This window comes from Sphingopyxis sp. BSNA05 (assembly GCF_013265645.1).
In the GTDB taxonomy this organism is placed as follows: domain Bacteria; phylum Pseudomonadota; class Alphaproteobacteria; order Sphingomonadales; family Sphingomonadaceae; genus Parasphingorhabdus.
Genome location: NZ_PYIA01000004.1, coordinates 1 through 19049, shown reverse-complemented (window position 1 = coordinate 19049; position 19049 = coordinate 1). Strand labels below are relative to the sequence as shown.

Annotated in this window: 23 protein-coding genes and 4 pseudogenes; 14 read left to right on the top strand and 13 right to left on the bottom strand. The window is 58.2% G+C overall.

The window, feature by feature from the left end; genetic code table 11:
- The 6 genes and pseudogenes from C8024_RS22680 to C8024_RS00540 all read right to left on the bottom strand — a co-directional run.
- A partial coding sequence (locus C8024_RS22680) for an autotransporter outer membrane beta-barrel domain-containing protein (RefSeq protein WP_173202561.1) occupies nt 1–2069 on the bottom strand: 2069 nt, incomplete at its 3' end.
- A 251-nt stretch (nt 2070–2320) separates the two neighbouring features.
- Nucleotides 2321–2614, bottom strand: a complete 294-nt coding sequence (locus tag C8024_RS00560) for a hypothetical protein (RefSeq protein ID WP_173202560.1) — start codon at nt 2612–2614, stop codon at nt 2321–2323.
- A 106-nt stretch (nt 2615–2720) separates the two neighbouring features.
- On the bottom strand, nt 2721–3275 hold the full coding sequence (locus C8024_RS00555; RefSeq protein WP_173202559.1) for a serine protease: 555 nt from the start codon (nt 3273–3275) through the stop codon (nt 2721–2723).
- Nucleotides 3276–3580: 305 nt separating this feature from the next.
- A pseudogene (locus tag C8024_RS00550) lies at nt 3581–4043 on the bottom strand (Dps family protein).
- A 119-nt stretch (nt 4044–4162) separates the two neighbouring features.
- Nucleotides 4163–4729, bottom strand: coding sequence for a TMEM165/GDT1 family protein (locus C8024_RS00545; protein WP_173202558.1), 567 nt, complete (start codon nt 4727–4729; stop codon nt 4163–4165).
- A gap of 11 nt (nt 4730–4740) precedes the next feature.
- Nucleotides 4741–5076 carry a hypothetical protein gene (locus C8024_RS00540; protein WP_173202557.1) on the bottom strand — a complete coding sequence of 112 codons (336 nt, stop codon included), beginning with the start codon at nt 5074–5076 and terminating at the stop codon, nt 4741–4743.
- A 195-nt stretch (nt 5077–5271) separates the two neighbouring features.
- On the opposite strand from C8024_RS00540, the gene rpmG reads away from it, so the two are divergent.
- Nucleotides 5272–5439, top strand: a complete 168-nt coding sequence (gene rpmG, locus C8024_RS00535) for a 50S ribosomal protein L33 (protein WP_066741431.1) — start codon at nt 5272–5274, stop codon at nt 5437–5439.
- An 18-nt stretch (nt 5440–5457) separates the two neighbouring features.
- Here the strand turns inward: rpmG and C8024_RS00530 are convergent, their stop codons facing one another.
- Nucleotides 5458–5811, bottom strand: coding sequence for a response regulator (locus tag C8024_RS00530; RefSeq protein ID WP_173202556.1), 354 nt, complete (start codon nt 5809–5811; stop codon nt 5458–5460).
- A 66-nt stretch (nt 5812–5877) separates the two neighbouring features.
- Here C8024_RS00530 and C8024_RS00525 point away from each other — a divergent pair, with 66 nt between their 5' ends.
- Genes C8024_RS00525 through C8024_RS00505 form a run of 5 tightly spaced genes read left to right on the top strand, consistent with a single transcriptional unit; the run spans nt 5878 to nt 9375 of the window.
- On the top strand, nt 5878–6168 hold the full coding sequence (locus tag C8024_RS00525; protein WP_100093032.1) for a DUF3572 domain-containing protein: 291 nt from the start codon (nt 5878–5880) through the stop codon (nt 6166–6168).
- A complete protein-coding gene (locus C8024_RS00520) occupies nt 6161–6853 on the top strand; it encodes an HAD family hydrolase (RefSeq protein WP_367947079.1) in 693 nt (230 codons plus the stop codon). Before C8024_RS00525 ends, C8024_RS00520 begins: the two co-directional genes overlap by 8 nt.
- The gene (locus tag C8024_RS00515; RefSeq protein ID WP_173202555.1) at nt 6850–7317 is read left to right on the top strand and encodes a RidA family protein; all 468 of its coding nucleotides are present in this window, start codon (nt 6850–6852) and stop codon (nt 7315–7317) included. Before C8024_RS00520 ends, C8024_RS00515 begins: the two co-directional genes overlap by 4 nt.
- Nucleotides 7314–8084 (top strand): glycerophosphodiester phosphodiesterase family protein, encoded by a 771-nt coding sequence (locus C8024_RS00510; RefSeq protein WP_367947078.1) that lies wholly within the window; start codon nt 7314–7316, stop codon nt 8082–8084. The genes C8024_RS00515 and C8024_RS00510 overlap by 4 nt, the downstream gene beginning before the upstream one ends.
- Entirely contained in the window at nt 8077–9375 is a 1299-nt protein-coding gene (locus C8024_RS00505; RefSeq protein ID WP_254305421.1) for a GNAT family N-acetyltransferase, read from the top strand. The genes C8024_RS00510 and C8024_RS00505 overlap by 8 nt, the downstream gene beginning before the upstream one ends.
- 22 nt (nt 9376–9397) lie before the next feature.
- Here C8024_RS00505 and C8024_RS20640 read toward each other — a convergent pair.
- Both C8024_RS20640 and panC read right to left on the bottom strand, forming a co-directional pair.
- Nucleotides 9398–9517 (bottom strand): annotated as a pseudogene (locus tag C8024_RS20640) (hypothetical protein); the annotation flags it as partial.
- A 184-nt stretch (nt 9518–9701) separates the two neighbouring features.
- Nucleotides 9702–10541 carry a pantoate--beta-alanine ligase gene (gene panC / locus C8024_RS00495; RefSeq protein ID WP_173202554.1) on the bottom strand — a complete coding sequence of 280 codons (840 nt, stop codon included), beginning with the start codon at nt 10539–10541 and terminating at the stop codon, nt 9702–9704.
- 100 nt (nt 10542–10641) lie between these two features.
- Here panC and C8024_RS22430 point away from each other — a divergent pair.
- The 3 genes and pseudogenes from C8024_RS22430 (at nt 10642) to pgmG (ending at nt 13400) form a co-directional block, all read left to right on the top strand.
- Nucleotides 10642–11465: pseudogene (locus tag C8024_RS22430) on the top strand (division plane positioning ATPase MipZ).
- Between the two features lie 3 nt (nt 11466–11468).
- Nucleotides 11469–11846: a hypothetical protein gene (locus tag C8024_RS00480; RefSeq protein ID WP_173202552.1), complete on the top strand. Its 378-nt coding sequence runs from the start codon at nt 11469–11471 to the stop codon at nt 11844–11846.
- Between the two features lie 146 nt (nt 11847–11992).
- A pseudogene (gene pgmG, locus C8024_RS00475) lies at nt 11993–13400 on the top strand (phosphoglucomutase/phosphomannomutase PgmG).
- A gap of 185 nt (nt 13401–13585) precedes the next feature.
- Here pgmG and C8024_RS22425 read toward each other — a convergent pair.
- Nucleotides 13586–13708, bottom strand: coding sequence for a hypothetical protein (locus C8024_RS22425; RefSeq protein WP_302051566.1), 123 nt, complete (start codon nt 13706–13708; stop codon nt 13586–13588).
- A gap of 17 nt (nt 13709–13725) precedes the next feature.
- Nucleotides 13726–13968 carry a hypothetical protein gene (locus C8024_RS00470; RefSeq protein WP_173202551.1) on the bottom strand — a complete coding sequence of 81 codons (243 nt, stop codon included), beginning with the start codon at nt 13966–13968 and terminating at the stop codon, nt 13726–13728.
- Between the two features lie 62 nt (nt 13969–14030).
- Between C8024_RS00470 and C8024_RS00465 the strand changes: the two genes are divergently transcribed.
- From C8024_RS00465 to C8024_RS00450, 4 genes are read left to right on the top strand one after another with little or no spacing between them, the layout of a single operon-like run.
- Nucleotides 14031–14429: an MAPEG family protein gene (locus C8024_RS00465; RefSeq protein WP_173202550.1), complete on the top strand. Its 399-nt coding sequence runs from the start codon at nt 14031–14033 to the stop codon at nt 14427–14429.
- 8 nt (nt 14430–14437) lie between these two features.
- The gene (locus C8024_RS00460) at nt 14438–16144 is read left to right on the top strand and encodes an amidohydrolase family protein (protein ID WP_173202549.1); all 1707 of its coding nucleotides are present in this window, start codon (nt 14438–14440) and stop codon (nt 16142–16144) included.
- Nucleotides 16145–16176: 32 nt separating this feature from the next.
- Complete coding sequence (locus C8024_RS00455; protein WP_100093044.1) at nt 16177–16590, top strand: DUF1801 domain-containing protein; 414 nt, start codon at nt 16177–16179, stop codon at nt 16588–16590.
- A gap of 7 nt (nt 16591–16597) precedes the next feature.
- Nucleotides 16598–17512 carry a histone deacetylase gene (locus C8024_RS00450; RefSeq protein ID WP_100093045.1) on the top strand — a complete coding sequence of 305 codons (915 nt, stop codon included), beginning with the start codon at nt 16598–16600 and terminating at the stop codon, nt 17510–17512.
- Here C8024_RS00450 and C8024_RS00445 read toward each other — a convergent pair.
- Entirely contained in the window at nt 17502–18230 is a 729-nt protein-coding gene (locus C8024_RS00445; RefSeq protein WP_367947077.1) for an AI-2E family transporter, read from the bottom strand. The genes C8024_RS00450 and C8024_RS00445 overlap by 11 nt on opposite strands.
- Entirely contained in the window at nt 18182–18703 is a 522-nt protein-coding gene (locus C8024_RS20635; protein ID WP_254305425.1) for a hypothetical protein, read from the bottom strand. The genes C8024_RS00445 and C8024_RS20635 overlap by 49 nt, the downstream gene beginning before the upstream one ends.
- 69 nt (nt 18704–18772) lie before the next feature.
- Between C8024_RS20635 and C8024_RS00440 the strand changes: the two genes are divergently transcribed.
- Nucleotides 18773–19049: DEAD/DEAH box helicase (locus C8024_RS00440; protein WP_254305419.1), on the top strand; the 277-nt coding region annotated here is incomplete at its 3' end.

Here is a 19049-nt window from a genome sequence, read left to right as displayed (position 1 = left end):
AAATTTGCACCGAAGCTGTTCGGGTTGTCCTGGAATTCATGGACATAATTCATCGACGCGCGCATCTGCAATTTCCGGCCCGGCTTGGACTTGAACTCGATACCCGCGAGGCCCTGGATGCTCTCATAGTCGGGACGGATGATCGTCAAAGCCGGTCCACCGCCCTGTTCGTCAACATTGCTGAAGTTGATCTTGGCCGCGCGCGCCCGAATTCCGGGAGCGGCGATCACGTCGAGCATTTCCATCTCTTTCGACAAGCCGAGTTCAGCAGCATAGACCATGCTGTCGTCATCGGTGGTGAGGCTGAAGGATTGGGTACCAAGCGAAACGGTACGCAGCGTCTCCGCATTATAGGTACCGACCGTCGCCCGGCCATCCAGAACCAGACCGCCTGACATTTTCTTCCGACCGTAGATCGAACCCATGATCGCTGTCGATTGCGCCGTATTGCCAAGGGCAGCCGTTGCATCCACATCCGAATAATAAGCCGAGACGCCGATGAAGGAGGCTTCGTCGAGATAATATTCGAGACCACCGGCAATGAAGAAGCCGTCAAACTCGTCTTCTCCGTCGGATCCCGGAGCGGGATTGGTGAGAGGCATGGAACCGCCATCCCCGTTCACAAAACCACCGGCGAGATAGACGGCCATGTCTTCGTTGACACCACCGGAACGCACTTCGGTATCGTCCGCATTCGCGGCAGCGTCACTCAGGACGCTTGCGCCGTTCATTGCCAGCCCGCCCAGTGACGTGGCCGCCAGCTGCATCGGGCGACCGATTACAGCGATGGTACCGCCATTGGAGGACCGCTCGGCCAGACTGATTCTGTTCTGGTAGAAATCAGAGACATTGCCGAGGAAAGACTGACCCATGGCCTGAACAGTAGATTCCGTTGTCGGCGCCCAGCTGTCAAACGTCGCCTGGATGGTACCGGCATCGGTAAAGTCGAGGAAGGTGAACAGATCTGCAACAGCCGTGTTGCCACGGTTGTTGTCCATCAGAGCAGCAAAGCTGACCTGAACCGCATTATCTGCAGCGATCACATTCTGATAGCTTTGCGCGCTGATGGTTACGTCGACAGCATTCGCGCTATAGCTGAATTCGGAAAGCAGAATCGCCGAAATTTGCGCCGCGCCATCGAACTCATCCGTAACGCCATCGGTCGCAGTGAGAATCTGGTAATTGCTGGCTGTTGCAGTCTGGAAACCACTGACCGGCGAGAACACGACAGTACCGCCTAAATCGGCAGCACCATTGACTGCGAGAAGATCGGAATCACCCGATGCGCCAATATCAACCAGCAGCGTGGAGCCGGAAGACAGGATGGTGTTGCCATTGACCGTCAATGTTCCGATCGTCCCCATCGTGCCCGGTGCAATTCCGCCCATCACATTTGTCAGGAATGGTGTGTTCACCGAGCCGGTACCGGATAGCAGACCTGCCATCAGGAAATAGTCGCCGACAGATGTCAGAGAACCATCGATATTTACCATGCCCCCGGCCTGAGTAACATCGATAAGGCTGGTCAAGCTTCCGTCTGCGGTAATATCAAGCCCGGCAGCGCCAGAAACAGTCAGGCGGTCAATCTCAACCGTGCTGCCCAGAGTGGTGATGCCTGCATTGCTCAGCGTGACATCATAATAAGCGCCAGCGGCTCCTAAGCCATCCGGATCGACATTATTTGGCACGAAATCGGTTGCGCCAGGCAATCCGTTAGCAAGCGTTGGCGCTGGCAGCGGATCGCCTTCCGCATGGCTTTCCAGAACCGGTTCGCTGAATTGCGCATTGGCCGCTCCGGAAACAACGGTTGCACCGGCATCGTCCGCAGCAGCTACTTCAATTTCGACAGTCGCACTGTTATTGGCCAGCGGAGAGGTGCCATCCGTCAACTGCACCGTCGCACTGTTATTGCCCAAAACGGTAACAGAGCCAGCGGCCGCACCGCCGTTGTTCATCACAGCGGCTGGTAAATCTTCACCAGCGGGATCGGTCGGAGTGATTTCACCGTCGCTCAGATCAATACAGACATTCCCGCCAATCGCACCGACAACCGGTCCTTGAATACACACTGCGCCAAAATCCGGTTCCACAGCATTTACGCCGCCCGGTTCTGTCGTCGGGATACCATTTACAATGGCACCACTCTCATCAATGATACGGTAGTTGGGATCAAGCAGACTGGTCCAGTGGCTTCCATCTTCCCAATCGCCATCACCGGCATTTGCGGTTACGTAGTGATAGGCGTTATTGGCCGCGATATAGTCCCAGAATTGGAACAGAGGCTGATAGAAGCTGGCCGAACCGAGCTGGTCGGAACCTCCTAAAAACCTGCGCCGCCGGACAATACGCCCAGTACCAGATCTTCGCTGGTTATTGCATTATTGGCTGCATCCAGAACAAGCGGACCGCCTGAATCGCCGCCGGCGGTTGTTCCCTCGTTTGGCAATGCCTCATCGCGTAACCAGTTGAAATCCGAGAAAACCGAACGATTTCCATTGGCATCTTCTATGCTGTCAAAGTCGGCCCAGTAGAGATTTTGTGGGAAATCGGCTCCGAAGGGCTCAGGACCAACCAGTGGCTCTCCCAAATCGTTCAGCGATGCTAGGGCACCCAAATAGTTTTCGACCAGGCGCCGACGAAATCAATGCCGTCGACAGCGCCATCAACTGCATTACCGGTTCCGCCATAGCCGGTCTGATTAACATGATATCCGGTGCCGGTTACCGAATCGATTGCGCCTGGATCAGGCAATGCGGAAAACAGAATAGCCCAGGTCGAATATCCGCCGCTGGTGTGTCAAGCGTCGCCAGCGCGACATCGGCTTCCAGAAAACCGGTAGGTGCGGACGCGATATTCCAGTTTACCTGATTCACATTGTAGAGAAAATCAGCGGTGTTGGTGCTGAAGCCACTGCCAAACCAGTTCAGGATTGCAGGAAAATTATCAACGGCAAACCCGAAACTAATAGGAACGCCGCCGGTATTGGAGCCATATGCATCTTCCGGCCGGCTATTCACGCAGTGAGCCGCAAAGATCACGGTTCTGGGGTTTATCAGGGTTCCGGTACACAAGCCAACAGATCCACCACCGTTGGATATGACCATCTGACCGACGCCATTCACTCCACCATCTTCATCGACAATGGATTCGCTGGTTTCGTTTTGACCAGGCACAATGGCCTTTGCCGGCGATGCCAGTGCGAGAGTAGCAATTGCGCCGGCTGCTGCTGTACGCAAAAGTACCGATCTTTTGGAATGTCCGAAATTCTTGATCATCGAAGAATGCCCCTTACAATATTAAGTCAGAATAGACCTCTGCCATTACTGTGCTTGGTTTTCGGACTTGAATCAAAGGCAAATTTACCATTTTACCAAAACGGGGCTAACGAACAGCAGTTTTCTGGGATTTCCCGAGAGCGAGATTACGAATTTTGGTTACATCTGTGATGATTTGGCAACAGAAACGTCAATATTACGGCCACAGACTCTTCCGCCGCCAGTTTAGCCAAGTAAACGGGCGGCGGAGATATATTGACACTGTCATTTTCTATGCGGTCAGACAGTTGATGCCTAAACTTGAATCAGTCTTTCTGAGCGATCTCGAGCAAAAACCAGGCCCGTTCTTCGGCCTGGTCGGTCCAGTCGTCGAGCAGACCATCGGTCGCATTGTCACCGGCTTCTCCTGCAAGTTCCTTTGCTTCCCGCAGCGTTTCGACCAGCTTCAGATTATCGGCATGTAACTCGGCGAGCATATCCGATGCCTTCACCTTGGCACTGTCATTGTCCGAAATGCTCTGTCGCTTGGCGATATCGCCGATTGAGGTAAGCGTCCGATGTCCATTTTCCGGACCCGTTCGGCGATCAGGTCCGTGGTGGCAAGAATCTGCGCCGCCTGCTCGTCGAACATCAGATGATAGTCGCGGAAATGGGGCCGGAAACGTGCCAGTGAAAGTTCTTGGTCTTGAGATAGAGGGCGAAACTGTCCGCCAAAATCCCGTTCAGCGCCTCAGCTACGGCTTTCTTTGCATTGTCACCTGTGGTCATGTTCGATCTCCTTTTCGGAATTTTCATTCTACAGCAGGAAGACTAAACCATATCGACTGATCGATAAAACGAGAAGAATTGCTATCTAAGATTGATAACATCGATCTGTTCGAGTCGGGTCAGAATATACCCCATGCGCCGAGCGCCACTATCATACCGACGATGATAAAACCGGCACCACCGGCATAGCGGACGCGTGCCATCGAAACATGCGCGGCCATTTGCCGGTGGAACAATATCGCGGGCACGCAGGCGATCATCACCCCGGTCCATCCTCCGGCGGCGGCGAAGGCCGCCATGTCCGTCCGGGCAGCGGTGGCCATCAGGACAAATTGTCCCTTGTCACCCAGTTGCAAGATGAAGAGCCCGAGAAACGACGTCCAGAACGGCCCTAACCGCCATTTTTGCAGCAAGTCGACCGGGCGGCGCCAGACCACCATGCCAAAACCGGCAAATATCAGCGACAGGGCATAGAAAAGCTGCAGAGCATCTTCACTGATCCAGCCATGGACCGCCGATCCGGCGATGGCGGAAATCACGCAATTGCAGAGCGTAGCCAGGCCGAGGCCGCAGATGACCGGCGAGACACGGGCATATCGTATCGCCAGAGCGGCGCACAATATCTGCGGCCGGTCGCCAAATTCGGCAACGGCCAGAGCAAAAAGCGAAGTTAGGAAAGCATCCACAAGGCCCGGCGTCAGGCCTGCCCGCCGAGACGAAGCGCGACATTGGCCAGCAGCGCTTCGGTCATCGCCGGGTTTACCTGGCCCATTTCGAGCGTGGCGCGCATGGCCTCGAGATATGAACGCGCGATGGTCATGGCACCGCCATTTTGCATCGCCGGCTGCAATGCGCTTTCCAGCGCTGAGCTGAGGTCGCGAAGCGCCGAAAGCCGGTGCTCGGCCGCTTTTTGCCGGACATGGTCCAGATGCATGAGAAATTGCAGTGGATGACGAGCGGCCAGTTCCGCTGGCAGATTGTCGAGCAAGTTCAGCATTTCTGCCTGTACAAACGGATTTTGATCATGGTTCATCGCAACGGCCCCTGTTTCCGGATGACTATGCAAAACATGGTTAAATAGTCGTAAATGGGACGCCCTTTGCCACGCCGGGAAGCGTGAAGGCTTTTTCTTGACATTCATCGGGCTTTTCACCATTAGCGCGGGAACGAATGCGGCGCCCGATAGCGTCGCTGTTTTTATTTCAGCTTCTGCCTTAAGGAATGCACCATGGCGAAACCAGCCAATGTAAAGATCAAACTCGTCAGCACGGCGGACACAGGCTTTTTCTATGTGACCCGCAAGAACCCGCGGAATCTCACCGAGAAAATGGTGCAGCGCAAATATGATCCGGTTGTGCGCAAGCATGTCGAGTTCAAGGAAGCCAAAATCAAATAAGCAGGCTTTGGCCAGTCTTTAGCGGTGCAGAACTTTCTGCACCGATTCGATGAATTTCGCGACCGATATCGGCTTTGAGACATAAGCCTCTGCCCCGGCACTCAAAATCCGGTCCTCGTCCCCCTTGCCGGCATAAGCGGTGACGGCCATGATCGGTATGATCTTGAGCTGCCCGTCTTTCTTGATCTGCTCGATCAGTTCCAGACCGCTGACATGCGGCAACTGGATATCCATGACGATCAGATTCGGCACGAAGCTTCGCGCCTTTTCGAGCACTTCCCGGCCGTCGCTGACCGGCTCGACAACAAAACCGTGGGCCCGCAGCAGATCACAGAATAGCTTGAGGTTCAATTCATTGTCCTCAACCACCAATACTCTTTTGCCACAGCCGGATTTGCCCTTTCAAACTTGCTGCCAAACCATTAGGCGAAAGCGGCAATGGAAACAAATCCCAATCTCGGGCCGGACAGCGAAATCATCGCCTTGCAGGCGCTCGGATGGGTGCTGCAGGATCAGGATCGCGCCGAGCGACTGCTCGCCCTGACCGGCCTCGATCCCCGCGAACTGCGGTCGGGTCTCGAAGACCCGGCGATGCTGTCATCGCTGCTCGGTTTTCTTGCCAATCACGAACCCGATCTGGTCGCCTGCGCCGACGCTATCGGTGTCGCCCCCGAAAAACTCGCTGCAGCAGCGCAGCATTTAAACTCTTCCGGAGACTTTTATGAGTAACAAGCCGCTTCTGATCAGCGATTGCGACGAAGTCCTGCTGCACATGGTGGTCCCGTTCCAGCAATGGCTGGACAGTGACAAGCATATCCATTTCGACCTGGAAAACGGCAATAATTTCGCCAATGCCCTGCGCCATAAACATGACGGGACCCAGGTATTGCCGCAACAGATCTGGCCGATGCTGAAAGAGTTTTTCGACAATGAAATGCACCGGCAGGGCGCGATCGAGGGCGCGGTTGAATCCATCAACAGGCTCGGTGAAATCGCCGATGTCGTGATCCTGACCAATCTGCTCGATGACCGCCGCGAAGCCCGCGCCGAGCAGCTCAAGGCTGTCGGTATCGATTTTCCCGTCTATACCAACCAGGGCGGCAAGGGTGAACTTCTGGCCGGCATTCTCGCGGAATATGAGCCCAGCGTGACCGTTTTGTCGATGATCTGGGTCACCAGCACGGCAGCGTCGCCAAACATGCACCCGACGTATGGCGCCTGCAAATGGTCGGTGAACCAATCATGGCCAGACATGTCACCACCAACCCGGCCGCCCACGCCCGGATTGACCTTTGGGCCGAGGCTACGGCCTGGATATCGGACAAGTTTGACAATGCCGTACCGGCTCCGGCGATGGACTTGCCATCGCAAGAGCTTGACCCTGCCAACCATGCGTGAGAGTTTTGCCTTATGACCGACAATATTGAACAGGCCCTGATCGCCAAGGGCATTGAATTGCCGACACCTGCGGCCCCGGTTGCCTCTTATGTTCCCACCATCGAAGTGAATGGCATGCTCCATATCAGCGGACAGGTCTCCATGCACGACGGCAGACTGATCACCGGGCGGCTGGGTGACGATATGTCACTGGAAGACGGGCAACAGGCCGCCAAGGCCTGCGCGCTGATGATCGCAGCGCAAATCAAGAAAGCTGCTGGATCGCTCGACCGGGTGGACCGGATCGTGAAGCTCGGGGTCTTCGTCAACAGCACCGCGGACTATACTGACCATCCCAAGGTCGCAAACGGCTGTTCCGACATGATGGAAGTGATTTTCGGCGCCGCCGGGCAGCATGCCCGAAGCGCGGTCGGCGTGGCCTCGCTGCCGCTTGGGGTTGCGGTCGAGGTTGACGCCATCATCGCCCTGAAGCCCGAGTGATCGCGAAGCTGCTAGACAATGCGCTGGCACCCGCTCCGGCGGCCGGTCGCGTAGCATTTCTGAAAGGCCAGCCCTATGCGCATCGGGGTCTGCACGGAAGGGGCGTACTGGAAAACAGTCCCGCCGCCTTCGAGGCCGCGATCAAGCTGGGTCACGGAATTGAATGCGACGTCCAGGCCGCCGAAGATGGCCGCGCCTTTGTCTTCCATGACTATGAACTGGACCGGCTGACGGGCCAGAGCGGCCGGATAGGCAACTTGCGGGCCGACGATATTGACCGGATCCAGCTCAATGACGGCCATGGCAAGATTCCGCGCTTGCGCGAAACCCTTGCCCAGATAGGCGGACGGGTCCCGGTCCTGATAGAAATCAAGTCGCGCAACGTGCGGGTAGGCCCATTGTGTCTTTCTGTCCGCAGGGCATTGGAAGGTTATGGCGGCAAGGCAGCCATCATGTCGTTCAATCCGCTGGTCTGTGCCTGGTTTCGAAAGAATGCCGACCATATCGTCCGGGGACTGGTTGTGACGGAAGAAGACAGCGGGAACTGGCGCGGAAGGATCGCGCGTCATCGCAATCTCTGGGCAGCGAAGCCCGATTTCCTGGCTTATGATATCCGCGACCTGCCGTCCCGCTTTGCCGCAGCCCAGCGCGCGCGCGGCTTACCCATCGTCACCTGGACCGTGCGGTCCGCCGAGCAGGAAAAACCGCGGCTCTCTATGCAGACGAACCGGTTTACGAGATACCGGAGAGCTGATCCGCATGTCTGAGCCGCCAGCCGCCCCGACCGGGATCGTTGCACGCGTTGCCGAAAATATCGCCAGCCTGCCGGCTGACCAGTGGAATGCGTGCGCCGGCTCCGCCAATCCGTTTGTATCCCACGCTTTCCTGTCCGCGATGGAAGAGTCGGCCAGCGTCGGACCCGGTACCGGCTGGAAATCCCTGCCCGTCATCATCGAGGATAGTGCCGGTGAAATCGCCGCCTGCCTGCCCGCCTATCTCAAGTCTCACAGTCAGGGAGAATATATATTCGACCAGCAATGGGCCCATGCCTATGAAAATGCCGGCGGCCAATATTATCCCAAGATCCAGATAGCGGCCCCCTTTTCTCCGGTGCCAGGCCCCCGCCTGCTGTTGCGTGACCAATCCCTCGCGGTGCCGCTGTTGCGGGCGGCCGAGCAGCTGGCAGAGAATAACGGAATCTCGTCGGTGCACGCGACTTTTGTCAGCGAGGGCCAACTCGGCTATTTTCGCGAAGCCGGGTGGATGATCCGCACCGACAGCCAGTTCCACTGGCGCAATGACGGCTATCAGAGCTTCGATGACTTTCTAGGCGCATTGTCTTCCCGGAAACGCAAGGCGATCCGCCGGGAACGGGCCAAGGCCCAGCAAGAAGTCGACATAGTCCATCTGTCAGGCGACGAAATCCAACCGCATCACTGGGACTATTTCTGGGAATTCTACCAGGATACCGGGATGCGCAAATGGGGACAGCCCTATCTGACCCGCAGCGCATTCGATCTCCTGCATCAGAAGATGGGCGAGAAGCTGCTGCTGATATTCGCGATGCAGGAGGGTGTCCCCGTCGCGGGCGCACTCAATGTTATCGGCGAAGAAACGCTTTACGGTCGCTATTGGGGCTGTACGCGCAATATCCCGTTTCTGCATTTCGAGATTTGCTATTATCAGGCGATCGACGCGGCGATTGCGCGCGGATTGAAGACCGTCGAGGCTGGAGCGCAAGGCAGCCACAAGCTGGCCCGGGGCTATCAGCCGGTGCCGACCTGGTCAGCCCATTATATCGTCGATCCGGGATTTCGGTCTGCGATAGCCGACTATCTCGAACGCGAACGGCAGGCGGTCGCTGCCGATATCGAATTTCTGGCCGAATTGGGGCCGTTCAAAAAACCGGTTAGAGTCACGCAGCGCGGCGTGAAGTTTCCTGTAACCAGCTGCGTGCTTCCCGCTGTGCTTCGGCGATTTCGCGCGCTGTCATGTCGAGCGATATTTCCGCACGGCAGACCTTGCTTTCATCGTGGCCGGACAAGGCCGCCAGATTGAACCATTTATGCGCTTCGATCAGATCGACCTCGACGCCATCCGATCCGGTGGAATAGATCACGCCCAGATCGAAATATGCATTGCTGCTACCATGCGATGCCTCGGCGAGGCGGCTTTCTATCAGAAAGGCGGCGCTTTTCATGCTGTTGCCCATATTGTCAGTCCCTGTTTCTGTTGCCGCACTTGCTGGCGACAGGCCGACTTTCAGCGCAATGTCCTAAAGAAATGGTTAACGCGAATCGCGAAAATCCGGTTCCATCCCTGCAGAAACCCTTTGAATCTGCGGTTTTTCCCGGAAATTTGGTTAACCGCAAAGCGCTACAGGCCTAGGAAACAGGGATATTGTCGATCAGCCGCGTCCTACCGATATGGGCGGCGGCGAAAAGACGGGCAGGCTCTGTAAAAATATCGAGAATAGTAAGTCGATTGGCGTCGCGTAGCTCGAAATAATCAATCTTGTGAAAGCCGGAACCCAATATTCTGGTCTTCGCGGCGTCCAGTATATCGGCGATATTGCCGCCAGCTGCGATCGCATTGGCCGCTTCCCGCATGGCATCGGGAAGCGCCGCAGCATTGGCTCTTTGCTCGGCGGTCAAGTAAGCGTTGCGCGACGACAGCGCGAGGCCATCAGGATCGCGGACAGTCGGCACACCGACTATATCATGGGTGAAATCAAGGTCGCGTGCCATCCGGCGGATGACCGCAAGCTGCTGATAGTCTTTCTCGCCAAAATAGGCGGCATCGGGGCGGACCTGATTGAACAATTTTGCCACAACCGTGGAGACTCCGTCGAAATGGCCCGGGCGCGCGGCGCCGCAAAGCCCGTCGCTGATCCCGCTGACACTGACATGGGTGGCATAACCGTCCGGATAGACCTGATCGGCCGTGGGCGCCCACAGCAGCTTCACCCCCGCCGCCTGCAGCAGGGCAGCATCGGCGGCTTCCTGACGCGGATAGGCATCAAGATCCTCTCCTTCGCCGAATTGGGTGGGGTTGACGAAGATCGAAGCGACGACCGCGTCGCATTGTTCCATCGCGACGTCCACCAACCGCATATGGCCCGCGTGCAGCGCACCCATGGTCGGAACCAGCCCTATTTTCGCACCGGTTTTGCGAAAGGACGCCAAAGCGTCCCGCAGCGGGTCAAGCTGTCGAACAATTTGCATGGAACACTCTTTGCGTTTAGATTTTCTGTAAAGCTCGTGTAAGCTATGGGACGGTGTATCGTCCTTCGCAAGGGCCAAGAACAGGGGTATTGATCAAAACGTGACCAGCAGTGCGTATCATATTGTCTTCGCCAACGAGAAAGGCGGGACCGGCAAGTCGACCACCGCGGTCCATGTTGCGGTTGCCCTCGCTTATCAGGGTCACAAGGTCGGGATCATCGACCTCGATCCGCGTCAGCGGACATCCTATCGCTACCTGGAAAACCGCGATGCGACGATGAAGCGGCTGAATATTGATATTCCGCAGCCCTATTATGAAGTGTTCGAAGAGGACAATCTCGCCCGGCTCGAGCAGCTGATGGCGAAAATGGCGGACAATGTGGATTATCTGCTGTTTGACACGCCGGGTCGCGATGACAAGTTCGCCCGCTTTGTCGCTACCAGAGCCAACAGCCTGGTGACGCCGATCAACGACAGTTTCGTCGATTTCGACTGATCGGACAGGTCGATCCGGAAACCTACAAGGTCCGAAAATTGAGCTTTTATGCCGAACTGATCTGGGATGCGCGGAAGGCGCGGGCCAAGGCTGATGGTACGACGATCGACTGGGTGTTGCTGCGCAACCGGACACAATATGTCGAAGCGCATAATATGAAGCGGATCGTCGCTGCATTGGCAGAATTGTCGCAGCGCGTCGGTTTCCGCATCATTCCCGGGCTGAGCGAGCGCGTGATCTACCGCGAACTGTTCCCGGCCGGCCTGACCATGCTCGACAAGAAATATCTCGGCCGGCTGGCCACCAGCCATCTGGCGGCGCGACAGGAATTGCGCGAGCTGATCAAACATCTGGCGCTGCCGCAGACCGCGGAACAGAAAGCCGAAGACGCCGGTCCAGCGACGACAAAGCCAAAGCTGGTTGCCTGACGCATGACGCCGTTGCTCATCTTTGGCGGCGCGATGCTGGCCTGGCTGATATTGTCGGGCAAGGCCAAGACGATGACCGCCAATCAATGGCTGGCGCTGGTGGTCGCGCTGATCGGTGCCAATTTCCTGCGGGGTGGCAGCTGGATCATGGGCGGCGCGATGCTGGCCGGAGCCGCCTTTCTCAGCGGCTGGCGGATATTGATTCCCGCCCGCGATGTGGAAGAACCGAAGCGCAAACCGCGCAATTTCGAACTGGACCGGGCGCGATCCCTGCTTGGCGTGGGTGACGACGCCGGCTTTATCGAGATCAATGCCGCGTGGAAGCAAAGGCTGGCGGAGCATCATCCGACAATGGCGGGGACGAGCAGCTGGCAAAGATGATCAACCGGGCGCGCGACATATTATTGGAAGAATTGGAAGCATCTTCGCGCCGGTAGCCCGCGCGTCATATTTTGACAGTATCGCTGGATTTTCAGGAACCTGCGCCTTAGAAACAGAGGCCAGTCCAATAAAGCAAGGCCATGCCCATGAACGCCCCGAAATCCCACAAATTCCACTCCACTTCCCTGCGCGAATATGACATTCGCGGGATTATCGGCGAGACGCTGGGAGCGGAGGATGCCTATGCGATAGGCCGGGGTTTCGGAACTGATCGCGCGCGATGGCGGGACTGCGGTGGCAACCGGATTTGATGGTCGCGACAGTTCCCCGATGCTGGAAGAGGCTCTTTTCCGCGGCCTCAATGATGCCGGAATCAACGCCATTTCTGTCGGAATGGGTCCCACTCCGATGCTTTATTATGCCGAATCTGTGCTGGAAACGGTCCAGGGTGGCATAATGATTACCGGAAGTCACAATCCGGCCAATTATAACGGCTTCAAGATGGTGTTCCAGGGCCGCCCCTTTTTCGGCGCCGATATTCTCGGCCTCGGCACCATGGCATCGGAAGGCGACTGGGATCAGGGCAGCGGCACGTTCGAGCGGATCGATATCGAGGACGAATATGTCGAGCGCCTGCTGAAGAATTTCACCGGCGGTGCGTTCAAGGTCGGATGGGATTGCGGCAACGGCGCGGCCGGACCGGTGATCGAGAAGCTGACGAAACTGCTCAGCGATCGCGGCGCCGGCGAGCATCATCTGCTCTACACCGATGTCGACGGCAGCTTCCCCAACCACCATCCCGATCCGACCGAGGAAAAGAATCTCGCCGACCTGAAAGCACTGGTCGCGGAGAAAGGCCTCGACTTCGGCGTGGCCTTTGACGGCGACGGCGACCGCATTGGCGCGATTGACGGCGAGGGCCGGGTGATCTGGGGCGACCAGTTGCTGCAAATCTATGCCGAGGATGTGCTGAAGAGCGAACCCGGCGCGACGATCATTGCGGACGTCAAGGCCTCGCAGGCGCTTTATGACCGGATCGCGGAATGCGGTGGCAAGCCATTGATGTGGAAAACCGGCCACAGCCTGATCAAGTCGAAGATGAAGGAAACCGGTTCGCCGCTCGCCGGCGAAATGAGCGGCCATGTGTTTTTCAAACATGATTATTATGGTTTCGACGACGCGCCTTATGCCGCGATCCGGCTGATCCAGGCGGCGACCAATATCGGCAAGAGCGTCACCCGGTTGCGCAGCGATATGGTGGATATGATCAACACGCCGGAAATGCGCTTTCAGGTCGACGAGAGTCGCAAGTTCGCGGTGATCGACGAAATATTGGAGCGGCTTTCGGCCAGCGGCGCCGATGTCAACGACACCGACGGCGCGCGGGTCAATACCGAGGACGGCTGGTGGCTGCTGCGGGCGAGCAATACGCAGGATGTGCTGGTCGCCCGGGCCGAGGCAAAATCGGAAGACGGCCTCGACCGGCTGATGGCACAGATTGACGGGCAGCTGGCCTTATCGGGACTGGAGCGCGGCGAGCAGGCGGGGCACTAGCCCCGTACAATCGACCGGCAAGATCGCACCGGTCGACTGGCATCAGATGAAGGTCGCGCCGTTTGTTGCCGGACCGACCGACGAGATTACGAGAATGGCCGAGCAGAATATGGCTGCGAAGCCGGCGGCGATTTCCTGACGGAATGAGAAGCGGGGCATGGTTTTTTCCTTCGTTCTGTTTGGGGTTATGCGATCAGGGCGGCGGAGTTTTGAACGGCCGGGCCAACACTTGCGATAACAAAAACCGCTGCGGAGAAAAGAGCGGCAAAAGCGGCTGCGACTTGGTTCTGAATGTTTACGTTGATCATTTTCAAATTCCTTTTGTTTAAACTGGCGCTTCGCGACTTGTGTTGCGAAGATGAACATAGCTTTGCACAGGGCGTGCCAGTTTGATAAAATCTCTATATATCAATGGCTTGATTGATTTCGGCCAAGTTACGCAGATTAACGGTTGCTGAATAATGGTATATTTTGCCAATGGTTGGTTTTGCGCCTTGGGCTGATCGCCAGGAACGAGAACCGCCAGGCCGCAAAATTCTCCCGGCACAAGTTTCTTATCGAAATGCACTATGGCCAGGGCCGATCCCTTCGTTCAGAACAGTCTGAAAAAGGGATGGGGATTAGCGGATCATGGACCCGTATATTTATGTGGCGATCGTCAGTGCGCTGGCTCTGCTCGCTTATTATTTCACTTTGCTGATGGCCGGCCTGGCGCGCGGCCGGTTCAAGATCGTGCCGCCATCGCATAGCGGACCCCCCAAATATGAGCGCCATGTCCGGGCACATCAGAACACGCTGGAACATCTGGTGCTGTTCCTGCCCGGCCTGTGGCTGTTCGCTTATGTCGTCAGCCCCTATTGGGCCGCAGCTATCGGACTGATCTGGCCGTTCATGCGGGTCGGCTATGCGCTGGGCTATCACAGGGCACCGGAAAAACGGCTGCTTTGGCTCTACGCCAGCATGCCCCCCATCTATATATTCGTACTTGGCACCTTGATCGGTGGCATCGTTCAGCTTGTGAGAGGGTGAATCTAAACATGACCAAAATATATGATCTGGTAATTCGCGGCGGGACCATTGCCGATGGCAGCGGCGGTGAACTCTTTGACGGCGATATCGCGGTCAGCGACGGGAGGATCGCGGCAATCGGGCAGGTGCCCGGAACCGGTCGCGAAGAAATCGACGCGACGGGCAAGATCGTCACCCCCGGCTTTATCGATGTGCACACCCATTATGACGGCCAGTGCATCTGGGCGGAAGAGCTCAGCCCGTCATCTTCGCACGGCGTGACCACAGCGATCATGGGCAATTGCGGCGTCGGTTTCGCGCCCTGCCGCAAGGAAGATCACGACATGCTGATCAACGTGATGGAAGGCGTCGAGGATATCCCGGGCGTGGTCATGGCCGACGGCCTGCCGTGGAGCTGGGAGACGTTCCCCGAATATCTCGACGTGGTCGAGAAAGGCAAGCGCGATATCGATATTGCGGCCTATCTGCCGCACTCGCCGCTGCGCGTTTACGCCATGGGCGCGCGCGGTGCGTCCCGCGAACCGGCCAATGATGATGACCTGGCCATGATGCGCAAATTGGCGCGGGAAGCGATGGAGGCCGGAGCGATCGGCTTTGCCACTTCACGGCTGTCGATTCACAAGACCGCAGACGGCGGCTCCATTCCGACGTTCGAAGCCGATGTCGCCGAGCTGGAAGCCATTTGTGGCGGCATGAAGGATGCCGGGACGGGGACCTTTCAGGTCGTGCTCGATGCCTTTGTCGGCTGGGACAAGGAATATCAGGTGATCGAACGGGTGGTGGAAAGCTCCGGCCGGCCGGCGACGTTCACGCTCGCCTCGGGCAATGACGGCCCGCCGCGCTGGCGCAAGGTTCTCGATATGATTGAGGCGACCAACGCGAATGGCGGCAAAGCCACCGCCCAGATCATGCCCCGCCCGATCGGCCTGATCGCCGGGCTGGAGCTGACGGTCCACCCCTTCATTCTCTGCCCGAGCTGGGCCAAGATCGCCGACTTGCCGATAGACGAGCAAGTCAAGGCAATGCGCGATCCGGACTTGCGGGCGGCCTTGCTGAGCGAAGATTTTGAACAGGGCCATCCGTTCAACGCGCTGGCCCGCGACTGGAACTGGCTGTTCCCGCTCGACAATCCGCCGGATTATGCGCCGCCGAAAGAGATGAGCATGGCAGGGCAGGCGGCGGCCAAGGGCTGCACGCCGCAGGAGATCGCCTATGACCGTCTGCTGGAGACGGACGGCAAAGGCCTGTTCCTCGCCGCTTTGGGCAATTATGAAAATGGCACGCTGGCCAGCGCCCATGAAATGCTGAGCCACCCGCATTGCATTCCCGGCCTCGGCGACGGTGGCGCCCATTATGGCGCGATTTGCGACGCCAGCTATTCGACCTATTTGCTGACCCAATATGTCCGCAATCCGGGAGCCGAACGTTTTGAACTGGCGGAAGCGGTGCATATGCTGTCGCACAAGGCCGCCAAAGCGGTTGGGCTGGACGAGCGCGGCCTGCTCAAGCTTGGCGCAAAGGCGGATATCAATGTGATCGATCTCGACAAGCTGCAATTGCATCTGCCGGAGATCGTCCGCGATCTGCCTGCCGGCGGGCAACGCCTGCACCAGCGCGCCACCGGCTATGATGCGACCATCGTGTCGGGCGAGATTATCCGGCGCTTCGACCAGTCGACAGGCGCGCGGCCGGGGCGGTTGATACGGGGCGCGTGACAAGAAGCCCGACCGGCTGATAATGGTGGGGCATGACAGACGAAATTCCCGAACCCACGCGCTCAGCCTGGGAAGGCCTTCCGGAGCAAATAGCCAAGAGGCTGGTGCAGCTCCGCCAGCTGGTGCTGGAGGTTGCGCGCGAGAATCCGGCTATCGGTCCGCTGGAAGAGACGGTCAAATGGGGAGAGCCGGCATTTCTGACGGCGGCGAGCGGGTCGGGCACCACCGTGCGGATCCATCGGCACAAGAAATCGCCGGACACATATGCGCTCTATGTGCATTGCCAGACCGATCTGGTCGAGCGCTATCGGCAGCTATATGGCGAGGAACTGACCTTTGACGGCAATCGCGCCGTGCTGTTTGACAGCAAAGAGGAACTGCCAACCGAGGCCGTCAGACATTGTATCGCCATGGCCCTGACCTATCATCTGCAGAAGCGTTCCTAGGCTATCCATGCTCCATATCGTCCACCATCCCGATTATGTCGCGCCGCGCCCGGCCAGCGGCAGCTTTGTCTTTGATAAATATCGGCTGGTGATGGAAGCGATCCAGACCCATGCGCCGCTGCATCAAGCCCATCAGCCACCTCTAATGGAGCGCCAGTGGATCGAGGCGGTGCATGACCCGGACTATGTCGAGCAGGTGCTGAGCGCGACTGTTCCACGTGAAATAGAACGGCGGATCGGCTTTCCGGTGTCGGCGGATATTGCCAGCCGCGTCCAATATACGTCGGGTGGCACCTGGCTGGCGGCGCAGCTGGCCCTGCAACATGGCTATGCGGCGAACAGCGCCGGGGGCAGCCATCATGCGCTGGCCGACACCGGCGCCGGCTATTGCGTGTTCAACGATCTGGCGATCGCCGCCAACCGGCTGCTGGCGGAAGGCGACGCGCGCCGGATATTGATTGTCGATCTGGACGTGCATCAGGGCGACGGCACCGCGGTTTTGCTGGCCGGGCGCGAGGATATTTTCACCCTGTCGATCCATAATGAACGCAATTTCCCGACCAGAAAGGCGCGCTCCAGCCGCGACATTGCGCTGCCCGATGCGGTGGAAGACGAGGCCTATCTGGCGATACTGGATGTAGCTCTGCAGGAAATTCTTGAAGGCTTCAAACCGGATATGCTGCTCTATCAGGCCGGGGTCGATCCGCACGCCGATGACCGGCTGGGCCGGCTGGCGCTCACCGATGCGGGACTCGAACAGCGCGACCGGATGGTCATCCGCAAGGCCCGTGACCGCGGCATTGCCGTCGCCAGCGCGCTAGGGGGCGGCTATGGCCATGACCATCATGCGGTGGCGCTGCGCCATGCGCGGTCGATGATGACGATGGCGGACGAAGCGGCGCGTCGCGCGACTATTCGCTAGCTTTTTCCGGCTCCACCTGACCCTGCTGCATGTCGGAGAAGATGCTCCAGATCGCAATGAACAGAGCGGCCACCAGCGGGCCGATGACAATGCCGTTGATGCCGAACAGCTGCAGTCCGCCGAGGGTCGAGATCAGCACGACATAGTCGGGCATCCGCGTGTCCCTGCCGACCAGCGTGGGCCGGACGAGATTGTCGACCATACTGATCACGAACACGCCGCAGAGCACCAGAACGACGGCCTGCCAGACAGCTCCGGTGATAAAAAGATAGAGCGCGACCGGGACCCAGACGAACCCGGTACCGATTGCCGGAATCAGCGAGAAAATGCCCATGAGCACCGCCCAGAGCAAGGCGCCGCGGATGTCGAGCGCCCAGAAGACGAGGCCGCCGAGACTGCCCTGGATGATCGCGATGATCAGGCTGCCCTTGATCGTCGCGCGGATGACCACGAGGAATTTTTCCATCAGAATGCGCCGCTTCTCCTCTCCGAGCGGCACCATCTGTTCGATCCGGTCGCTCAGCGCGCGGCCGTCGCGCAGCAGGAAGAAGGTCAGGTAGAGCATGACGCCAAGGGCGAGCATGAACTGGAAGGCGCCTTGGCCGACGCTGAGCAGCTGGGTCACCAGGAATTCGAGAATGGCGGATATCGACTGTTCGATTTCCGCCCTTATGCTCGCGAAATCGCCATAGCCATAAGCGGCGAGCTGGTTCTGCACCCATTGCGGCAGACTATTTTCAAAGGCCGCAAAACAGCGCCGAAATCGATCTCCCCTTCCTGCATTCGCAGATAGATGGTGGCCGCTTCCTGCGCCAGCGCCATGCCGAGCAGGATGGCCGGGACGATGACCAGCAGCAGAATGAGGATCAGCGTGATCGCTGCGACCAGATTGGCCCGGCCCGGCAGATAGCCCAGCAGCCGTTCGTAGACCGGCCGGAACAGGACCGCGACGACGACGCCCCAGACGACAGCGCCGAAAAAAGGTTCGATCAGCACCGCGAAGGCCAGCGAGATGATGACCAGAAGGGTGATCATGAAGCCCCATTCGATGCGGCTGTTCGATATTGTCCGGTTGTCCATCTTTGGCGCTCTTGTTGGATCTGCTGGCGCGACCATGTTGAAATCGCTCCGGCCGGTGAATACGGGAATATTCGGGCGCGGGCAAGGATCAGGCGTGATTGCCAGTCGCAATATCGTTCCTATATTGATGGCAGGCGCGATGCCGTGTCGATGCAGGAAGGACGGAGCAGGAGCAGCGCCATGGCCGATGAAAAGATTCCGTCGATCCTGACCGACTGGTTCACCGCGCGCGGCTGGACCGTGCGGCGGCACCAGCTGGAAATGCTCGCGGCGGCGCGGGCAGGGCGCCACGCCTTGCTGACCGCGCCGACCGGGGCGGGCAAGACTCTCGCCGGCTTTTTGCCGACGCTGGTGGAGCTTGTGGAACAGGCGGACAGGAAAGCCGTTCGTGCTGAGCCCGTCGAAGCATCGGGCTTGGCGCAACCCGAACTTCGACAAGCTCAGGGCGAACGGGAGG